Source organism: Photorhabdus sp. RM96S (genome assembly GCF_042879335.1).
Classification (GTDB): Bacteria; Pseudomonadota; Gammaproteobacteria; order Enterobacterales; family Enterobacteriaceae; genus Photorhabdus; species Photorhabdus kayaii.
The window spans coordinates 1-1,024 of record NZ_JBHFKT010000129.1; the positions used below are offsets into that span (position 1 = coordinate 1).

General features: G+C 45.3%; 1 protein-coding gene. It reads left to right on the top strand.

Going from position 1 to position 1,024, the window contains the following annotated elements; all coding sequences use genetic code 11:
- The first annotated feature begins 232 nt into the window (after positions 1-232).
- Entirely contained in the window at positions 233-697 is a 465-nt protein-coding gene (locus ACGF49_RS24585) for a PilL N-terminal domain-containing protein (protein ID WP_387493325.1), read from the top strand.
- Positions 698-1,024: the final 327 nt, after the last annotated feature.

A 1,024-nucleotide genomic window follows, 5' to 3' on the forward strand; every position in this document is an offset into this window, starting at 1 on the left:
TTGCGGGGCACCGAGCCAAAGGAACAAGCTTAAAAAAGCGGGTTGGTGCGATGATTATCGGGCAAGAGTTTTCTTTGGATGAATAGCAGTCAAAGTATGCTCGTGCCCTGTCTGGTGTACTGACTTCGATCGGTGCGTTTTTTTTGATTTTGCAAAAAGAGTTTTGCATTGAGCGTAGTCCCGGATCCCCGCACAGTAAGCCGCATTTAAGATCACCTGCATGGGAATGCTCATGAAAAACCCTGTTTTTTTCTCACTCAGTTGGCTGTCCGTCATGGTATTGGCTGGGTGTGCCGGACAAACTCAGGAGACTACCGCATCCGGTGTAAGTTTTCACCGTTCTCATCAGGCACGTCCCGCCGTATCCGATATCTATTCTCTGACACCAGAAGTTACGCGCTATGAGCGCTATACCTTGGTGAGTGTAGGCAGCCAGTCTGCGCAGCGTGAACCACTCAATCAAATCATCAATATCACTATGCCAGTACCATTGGTACAACGCATTGGTGATGGATTGCGCTATCTGCTATTTGGAACCGGTTATTCGTTGTGTGATACCGCCGCAACCCATTTCGTTAAATTGATAGGCAGGCCATTACCGGCTATTCAACGCAAAATTGGGCCGATACGGCTCAATGAGGCGTTACAGATTGTTGCCGGGTCTGCATGGCGTATCCGGGTAGATGAGGGAGCATGAAATTGTGTGGGGCACTACATTGGTGTTTATGCTGCTATGGCTAATGTAGAACCATCAACCGTACTCCGGCTAGCTCATTAATTCTGATGTGGAAAGCATTTAAACGACTGCCCCACAGATTTTTATGCTCTCCAATATATTGAATTTCCTGTAGAACTTTATAAAAGTTATAATTTTTTCTTAATTAATGCTAATGTATGCATACATTAGCATTAATCAGACCGCTGACAAACCCCATTGAAAATAATGGGGTTTGTTCCTTTCATTACGAATCATAATACAACTCATTTTCCTCATTGACCCGATTCAATCGCCCGTCAGGGCGTT